This is a genomic window from Teichococcus deserti (assembly GCF_001982615.1).
Classification (GTDB): Bacteria; Pseudomonadota; Alphaproteobacteria; order Acetobacterales; family Acetobacteraceae; genus Pseudoroseomonas; species Pseudoroseomonas deserti.
The window spans coordinates 1-7,326 of sequence record NZ_MLCO01000285.1 but is presented as its reverse complement, the minus strand read 5'-3'; the positions used below and the strand labels follow the sequence as shown (position 1 = coordinate 7,326).

At 75.2% G+C, this 7,326-nt stretch carries 7 protein-coding genes; 4 read left to right on the top strand and 3 right to left on the bottom strand.

The window, feature by feature from the left end:
• Positions 1-180 precede the first annotated feature (180 nt).
• The 3 genes from BKE38_RS24325 to BKE38_RS24315 are packed head-to-tail and all read right to left on the bottom strand — an operon-like array spanning position 181 to position 3,362.
• A complete protein-coding gene (locus tag BKE38_RS24325; protein WP_076959811.1) occupies positions 181-618 on the bottom strand; it encodes a DNA polymerase III subunit chi in 438 nt (145 codons plus the stop codon).
• 13 nt (positions 619-631) lie between these two features.
• On the bottom strand, positions 632-1,855 hold the full coding sequence (locus BKE38_RS24320; RefSeq protein ID WP_076959810.1) for a hypothetical protein: 1,224 nt from the start codon (positions 1,853-1,855) through the stop codon (positions 632-634).
• A 25-nt stretch (positions 1,856-1,880) separates the two neighbouring features.
• Positions 1,881-3,362: a leucyl aminopeptidase gene (locus BKE38_RS24315; RefSeq protein WP_076959809.1), complete on the bottom strand. Its 1,482-nt coding sequence runs from the start codon at positions 3,360-3,362 to the stop codon at positions 1,881-1,883.
• Positions 3,363-3,476: 114 nt separating this feature from the next.
• Between BKE38_RS24315 and cysQ the strand changes: the two genes are divergently transcribed.
• The 4 genes from cysQ to lptF all read left to right on the top strand — a co-directional run.
• Positions 3,477-4,238 (top strand): 3'(2'),5'-bisphosphate nucleotidase CysQ, encoded by a 762-nt coding sequence (gene cysQ / locus BKE38_RS24310; RefSeq protein ID WP_076959808.1) that lies wholly within the window; start codon positions 3,477-3,479, stop codon positions 4,236-4,238.
• Between the two features lie 7 nt (positions 4,239-4,245).
• Positions 4,246-5,214: an L-threonylcarbamoyladenylate synthase gene (locus BKE38_RS24305; RefSeq protein WP_076959807.1), complete on the top strand. Its 969-nt coding sequence runs from the start codon at positions 4,246-4,248 to the stop codon at positions 5,212-5,214.
• A gap of 41 nt (positions 5,215-5,255) precedes the next feature.
• Positions 5,256-6,011, top strand: coding sequence for a trypsin-like peptidase domain-containing protein (locus BKE38_RS24300; RefSeq protein WP_076959806.1), 756 nt, complete (start codon positions 5,256-5,258; stop codon positions 6,009-6,011).
• Positions 6,012-6,213: 202 nt separating this feature from the next.
• The coding region (lptF, locus tag BKE38_RS24295) for an LPS export ABC transporter permease LptF (protein WP_076959812.1) at positions 6,214-7,326 on the top strand (1,113 nt) is incomplete at its 3' end.

Here is a 7,326-nt window from a genome sequence, read left to right as displayed (position 1 = left end):
GGCCTAGAGGGAGGCCGCCACCACGCGGAAAGACGCCGATCGACGCGCAGCCCGGGACGCCGCCGCTGCGATGCAGTGGCGTCGACGTCGGTCGCAAAGGATCCAGGTCCCGGGCATGGCGCGCGAGACTGTCGCGGCGCGCCCGGCCTCGTCAAGCGGGGATGCGCCGCGCCGCGGCCTTCAGGCCTTCTTCTCCCAGCCGCGCGCGCCCTGCTGCCAGTAGGTCAGCGTGTGGCCGGCCGATTTGGCGGCGGTCCAGCGGGCGCGGGCGGCCTGCACCGCCTGGTCGTCCTGGCCGTCGAACAGGTCGAAGACGCGGTCATAGTCCCCCAGCCTCTCGCTGTCCGCCCCGTCGACCAGGAACAGGAACCGCGCCCCGTTCGGCGCCGCGTCCTCGAGGGTCAGGAAGATCGGCTGCATCGCCGGCTCGGCGGTCCCATGCGGCAGCCAGTCGGGATCGGGGCAGAGCCAGAGCGAGGCGTCCAGGCTGGCCAGCCGGGCGGCGTCGCTCAGCCGCACCACGGCGCGGCCGCCGGTCGCCAGCACCCGGCCCAGCAGCTTCGGCAGGGCGGCTTCCATCGGCGTCCGGGTCAGGTGGTAGAAGCCGATCTCGCTCATCCGCCATGCCCCCTCAAAGCCGGTGCGGGTCCTCGAAGCGCTGCCGCGCCAGCCGGTCCAGCAGCCGCACGCCGAAGCCGCCGGTGATGTGACGGCCCGCCGCCCCGCTGTCCAGCGCCCCGCCCTCCGAGGCCAGGTCCAGCAGCGTCCAGGGCTGCCCGCCCAGCACGCTGCCCAGGAAGCCGGCGGCGCGGCCGGCCTCGCCGGGGCCGGGGGCCGCTGGCGTGTCGCCGGCCAGCGGCGGCAGCGGCCAGAGCGGCTCGCCGGTGGCGGCGCCGGCGGCGGCCAGCGCGGCCTCCAGCGGCGGGTCGCTGCCGAACAGCGCGGCGCCTGCTCCTCCCGAAGGTCCGCCCAGCGCGGCGCCGGCGCCCTCGGTTAGCCGGCCCAGCCCGACCAGGGCGCCGGGGCGGAAGGCCAGCGCGGCATAGGTCATGGCCTCGGCCAGGGCCAGCTGGCCGGGCAGGCGCGCTGCCGCCGGGGCGAGCGTGCCGCCGCCCAGCAGCGCCACCGGCTGGTCCGGAAGATCGCCGCCCGGCGCGCAGAGCGCCAGCACCGCCGCCGCCGGCGCCGGGCTGTCGCGCAGGGCCAGCGACAGCAGCGCGCCGGCGCAGGCCGCGGCCCCGGCCATCCCGGCGGACCCCGCGCCGGTCACGCCGAGGCCGGCGAAGACCAGCGGGGGCGCGGCGATCCGCCCGGCCCAGCGCATCACCACCAGCCGCGGCGCCGCGGCGCCCGAGGCCGCCAGCAGCCCGCCGAAGCCCGCCGCGCGCAGCCGCCGCCGCTTCAGCCGCTGCACGGCGATGCCCTGGCGCTGCAGCCCGCGCAGCCGGCGGGCGATGTCGCGCGGAACGGCGGCGTCCATCGCCGCCAGGCTGCGCGCCAGGGCGACGCCGCGGCGCAGCGCGACGGCCTCGGCCAGCCGCGGGCGCAGCGCGGCGGCCGCCGGATGCCAGAGATCGACCACCGCCCCGGCCGGCCCGGCAAGGGCGAGGCAGAGCGACAGCTCGGCGGCCTCTGCGGCCGAGAGCATGCGGGCGTCGAGCAGCACCCGGCCGGCCGACCCCGGCAGCAGCGCCCAGGCGGCGCGGCCCAGCGCCGGCCAGTCGCGGCCGGGCAGCTCGACCACGCCCCCGGCCAGCGCCGGCCCGGCATGCGCCGGCGCCTCGGGGAAGGCGCGCAGCCGCGGCCGGGCCAGCGCCCGCGGGCCCGGCGCCGGGCGCGGGCGGATCAGTCCCATGGCCGGCGCTCCGGCGGGCGGCGGCTCAGCCCTCGTAATGCTCGGCGACCAGCCGGTCGAGCAGCCGCACGCCATAGGCGGTGGCCCCCTTCGGCGTCACCGCGCTGTCCTTGGTGGCCCAGGCGGTGCCGGCGATGTCCAGATGCGCCCAGGGCACCGCGCCCTCGCTGGTGTCGACGAAGCGCTGGATGAACTGCGCCGCGGTGATCGAGCCGCCCTGCCTTCCGCCGCCGACATTCTTCATGTCGGCGATGTCGGACTTGATCTGCTTGTCATAGGCCTCGCCCAGCGGCATGCGCCAGACCGCCTCGCCGGTCGCGGCCCCGGCGGCCGAGAGCTGCTGCGCCAGCGTGTCGTCATTGGCGAACATGCCGGCATGCTCGTGGCCGAGCGCCACGATGATGGCGCCGGTCAGCGTCGCCAGGTCGATCATGAAGCGCGGCTTGAAGCGCTGGCGGGCGTACCAGAGCACGTCGGCCAGGACCAGCCGGCCCTCGGCATCGGTGTTGATGATCTCGATGGTCTGGCCGGAATAGGACTTCACCACGTCGCCGGGGCGCTGGGCGGTGCCCGACGGCATGTTCTCGACCAGGCCCACCAGGCCGACCGCGTCCACCTTCGCCTTGCGGCCGGCGAGGGCCGCCATCAGCCCGATCACCGCGCCGGCGCCGGCCATGTCGAACTTCATGTCCTCCATGCCGCCGGCCGGCTTGATCGAGATGCCGCCGGTATCAAACGTCACGCCCTTGCCGATGAAGGCGACGGGGGCGGCGGTCGAGCCGGCGGGGGCGCCCTTCCACTGCATCACCACCATGCGCGGCGCCCGGGCGCTGCCCTGGGAGACGCCGAGCAGCGCGCCGAAACCGAGCGTCTCCATCTCCGCCTGGCCGAGGATCTCGACGGAGACGCCGAGCTTCTCCAGCCCCTTGCAGCGCTCCGCCATCTCCTCCGGGAACAGGACGTTGGGCGGCTCGCTGACCAGGTCGCGCGTTAGGAAGACGCCGTCGGCGATGGCGTCCAGCGGCTTCCAGGCGGCGCGGGCGGCCTCCACATCGCTGCTGGCCAGCGACAGGCGGACCAGCTTCGGCTTGTCCTCAGCCGTCTCCTTGGTGCGGTAGCGGTCGAAGCGGTAGCTGCGCAGCCGGGCGCCGGAAGCGAAGGCAGCGACCAGCGCCGGGGCCAGCCCATCGCTGGCGACGAAGGCCTCGGGCTCGCCGGCGATCAGCGGCAGGGCGTTGCCGCCGGCGGCCTCCAGGCTGCGGGCGTCAGCGGTGGCGCCGAGGCCGACCGCGACCACCTTCGACAGATGCGCGCCCGGCGACCACAGCGTGCAGCTCTGCCCCTTCTTGCCCTTGAAACTGGCCGCCGCCAGGCCGCGGGCGATGGCGCCGCCGCAGGCCGCATCGGCGTCCTGGGCGATGCCGGCCAGCGAAAACCCCTCGGCCAGCGGCAGCACCAGCGCGCCCGCCCGCGGGAGGGAGGGGGAGACGAAGAGGAAATCGGTCATGCGGCGGGCTCCGTCGGCGGCTGGGCCGAGGACGATAGCACCGCGCGCCGGTCACGCCAGGGGCGCGGCAAGCCCCTCCCGCCAGGCGCGCCGCTTCGTGCTATGGACAGAAAGATGAACGACGCCGAACTCCTTGCCCTTGCGGCGCGGCTGGCCCAGAGCGCCGCCGCCGCCATCCTCACCATCCGCGATGCCGGCTTCGCCGTGGAGCGCAAGGAGGATCTCAGCCCGGTCACCGCCGCCGACCGCCTGGCCGAGGCGATCATCACCGAAGGCCTGCACCAGGCCGCCCCCGGGATCCCGGTGGTGGGCGAGGAGGCGGTCTCCGACGGCGCCGAGCTGGCGGCCGCGCCACGCTACTGGCTGGTCGACCCGCTGGACGGCACCCGCGAATTCGCCGCCGGCCGGCGGGAATTCACCGTCAACATCGGCCTGATCGTCGAGGGCCGGCCGCGGCTCGGCGCCGTCGCCCTGCCGGCCTATGGCGAGCTCTTCACCGGCATCGTGGGCCAGGGCGCCTGGAAGCAGGATGCTTCCGGCCATCGCCGCATCCAGGCGCGGCGGGTGCCCGAGGAAGGCCTGACCGTGATGGCCAGCCGCCACTATGCCGACGATCCGCGCCTGCCCGAATTCCTGGCCGGGCGGAAGGTGCAGCGCATCGTCCAGATCGGCTCCGCCACCAAGTTCTGCCGCCTGGCCGAGGGGGTCGCGGACCTCTATCCGCGCTTCGGCCGGACGATGGAATGGGACACCGCGGCGCCGGAAGCCGTGCTGGTCGCCGCCGGCGGCCGGGTCACCGGCTTCGACGGGTCGCCGCTGGGCTACGGCAAGCCCGGCTGGGAGAACCTGCCCTTCGTCTGCCACGGGGCGGAGTGATCCCGCGGTGACCGAGCGCCTTGCCGCCGACCAGGTCAGCCGCGCCGCCGAGCTGCTGCGCGCCGGCCGGCTGGTCGCCTTCCCGACCGAGACGGTCTATGGCCTCGGCGGCGCCTCGCGCGACGCCGCGGCGGTGGCCGGCATCTTCGCCGCCAAGGGCCGCCCCAGCTTCAACCCGCTGATCAGCCACTTCCCCAATGCCGATTCGGCCTTTGCCGAGGCGGTGGACGACGACCGCGCCCGGGCGCTCGCCGAGGCCTTCTGGCCCGGGCCGCTGACCCTCGTCCTGCCGCGCGCCGCCGACAGCCGCATCGCGCTGCTGGCCTCGGCCGGGCTGCCCAGCCTGGCGCTGCGGGTGCCGGCGCATCCGCTGGCCCAGGCGCTGCTGCGCGCCGCCGGGCAGCCGGTCGCCGCCCCCTCGGCCAACCGCTCGGGGGGCGTGTCGCCGACCACGGCGGACCATGTGCTGGACGGGCTCACGGGCCGCATCGACGCCGTGCTGGATGGCGGCCCCTGCGCGGTCGGGCTGGAGAGCACCGTGCTCGACCTGACCGGGCCAGTGCCGCTGCTGCTGCGGCCCGGCGGCATCCCCGAGGCCGAGCTGGAAAGGATCCTGGGCCCGATCGGCCGCGCCGCCCCGGCGGCCGCGGAGGACGAGGCCCGGCCGGCGCCGGGGATGCTGACCTCGCATTACGCCCCGGCCCTGCCTGTCCGGCTGGACGCGACCGCGGTCGCGCCCTGCGAGGCGCTGCTCGCCTTCGGCCCGGCCCTGCCCGGCGCCGGCGCCACCTGGCAGCTCAGCGAATCGGGCGACGTGGTGCAGGCGGCCGCCCGCCTCTTCGCCGGGCTGCGGGAGCTGGACGCGCTGGGCCAGCGGCTGGGCCTGACGGGGATCGCCGTGCAGCCGGTGCCGATGCAGGGGCTGGGCGCCGCCATCAACGACCGCCTGTCCCGCGCCGCCGCGCCGCGCGGGTAGCCCCCCTGTCAGGGAGGGCCGGCCGGGGCTATCCTGCCGCCATGGCCGTGCTCTCCTTCCTGCGGCCGGCTGCCCTGCTCCTGCTGCCGCTGCTCGCCGGCTGCGCCGGCTCGGCCCCGCCGGCCGACCGCAATGCAGGCGCGACAGGCGTCGAAACGGTCGCCGCCCGCGCGGCGCGGCCGCAGGCGGCCGCCGTGCTGGCCGGGCTGCGCAGCGAGATCGGCCCCGCCTGCTTCGCCACCGGCGCCGCCATCCATCTTGGCCAGGGCCGCTTCCTGACCGCCGCGCATCTGCTGGACGGCAGCCAGGGCATGCTGCGGCGCTGCCCCGGCCTCGACACCAGCCTGGGCAAGCCGGCGCAGCTGAACTTCCAGGGCCGCGACCAGCTGGCGCGGCTGATCCGGCTGGGCCGGGCCGACCTGCGCTTCGGCCTGGGAACCTATTATGTCGGCGGCCGTGACCTGGCGCTGCTGCAGCTCGACACGCCGCCGCGCAACGCCGCCGGCCTGCCGCTCTGCGCCCAGGGGCCGCGCCCCGGCGAGCGGGTGCTGGTGCTGACCCCCTATCGCGAGCAGGTTGCCGAGATCAGCGGGCTGATGCGCGAGGACAATCCGCTGCACGGCGGCTATGCCGAGATGACGCTGCGGCTCGAGGCCGGCGAATCCGGCGGCGCGGTGCTGGATGCCGCCGGCGGCTGCCTGGTCGGGCTGGTCAGCCACCGCCAGGAGGGCCCGCCCGGCGAGCGCACCCGCATCGTCCCCGCCCCCGTCCTGGAAGCTTTTCTGTTGGGGCAGTGATCCGCTGGATCGCAGCTTTTCTGTTAGGGCAGTGATCCGCTGGATCGAAGCTTTTCTGTTAGGGCAGTGATCCGCTGGATCACTGCAAGCGGGGTTTCTTCGTGAAACCCGCCGCATGCTTGGCGGCCCCGCCCGCCCGGCCTACATCACCGCTGCCTGCCCCCGCCTGCGGCCTGCCGACCCAGAGGTGTTTCGCATCCCGATGACCCGTCTCGACCGCTACCTGTTCCGCCAGCTGGGCATCGGCCTGCTGGCCGTGACCGTGGGCCTGGCCGCCCTGGTCTGGCTGACGCAGAGCCTGCGCTTCATCGAGCTGGTGCTGGACCGGGGCCTGTCGCTCGCCGTCTTCGTCGAGCTGACCGGGCTGCTGCTGCCGAGCTTCTTCGCCGTCATCCTGCCGATCACCACCTTCGTGGTGATCCTGTTCAGCTATATCCGGCTGAACGGCGACCGCGAGCTGGTGGTGATGCGCGCCGCCGGCCTGTCCGACTGGCAGCTGTCCCGCCCGGCGCTGCTGCTGGCGACGCTGGCGACCGCGACCTGCCTGTTCCTGCAGCTCTGGCTGGTGCCGGTCAGCCATGCCGCCTTCCGCGCCTGGCAGTTCGAGATCCGCAACGAGATGGCCGCCATCCTGGTGCAGGAAGGCGTCTTCTCCAGCCTGGGCGACGAGCTGACGGTCTATGCCCGCCGGCGGGAGGCCGATGGCACGCTGCGCGGCATCCTGGTGCACGACACCCGCGAGGCCGGCGCGCCGGTCACCATCATGGCCGAGGAGGGCCGGCTGGTGGCGACGCCGAACGGGCCGCGCGTCATCCTGCTGAACGGCGTGCGCCAGCAGATGGACCCGGCGCATGAGAACCGCCCGGCCCGCCTCTCGGTGCTGACCTTCGCCGAGAACAGCGTCGACCTGGCCAGCTCCTCGCGCAGCCAGGTGGACGGCGCCCGCAACCGCGATTCGCGCGAGCGCTTCGTGGGCGAGCTGCTGCAGCCGGACCCGGCCGAGAACCTGCCCGAGCGCGACATCCGCAAGTTCCGCGCCGAGGGCCACCAGCGCCTGGCCTCGCCCTTCACCGCCCTGGCCTTCGCCATGGTCGGGCTGGCGACCGCGCTCTCCAGCGGCTTCCGCCGGCATGGCGACTGGCGCCCGGGCGCCATCGGCGTCGCGCTGGTCGTCACCCTGCTGGCCATCGGCCTGTCGATCGGCAACCTGGCCGCCCGCGACAATGCCTTCATCCCGCTGATCTGGATCCATGCCTTGGGACCCTGCCTGATCTCCGCCTGGGTGCTGACCGGCCGCCCCGGCATGCCCCGCCGC